We start from the raw sequence: 287 nt of genomic DNA, 5'->3' as shown, positions 1-287 counted from the left end.
AATTATTCAAGGGGTAATCCTTGTGTATCTGGCTTTATCAATGATTTTTGTTCCTTTTATTAAAGATAGTAAGAAAACAATTCAAGAAAGTAGGGTTGCTTCTTTTATTATGGAAACCATGCCGGATTATTATTCATCGTTTATTGAATACGATCAACTTGACCAATTAACTTCTTTTGATTTATCATTACCAAATGAAAAACAAGCAGAAATTGTGACGGATTTTATCGAACAAGCAGATCAAAATCAATGGTTAGAAAAAGAAACGATTAAACAATTTATTCAAG

The 287-nt window shown here is 29.3% G+C and carries 1 protein-coding gene; it reads left to right on the top strand.

Features of this window, described 5'->3' with window-relative positions; translation table 11 throughout:
- Positions 1-22: 22 nt before the first annotated feature.
- Positions 23-287 (top strand): hypothetical protein (locus tag NE591_RS15575; RefSeq protein WP_256157138.1); only part of this gene is annotated, 265 nt, incomplete at its 3' end.

This window comes from Adlercreutzia sp. DFI.6.23 (genome assembly GCF_024462535.1).
Lineage (GTDB): Bacteria > Actinomycetota > Coriobacteriia > Coriobacteriales > Eggerthellaceae > Adlercreutzia > Adlercreutzia rubneri.
This window is presented reverse-complemented; position numbering and strand designations above follow the sequence as displayed.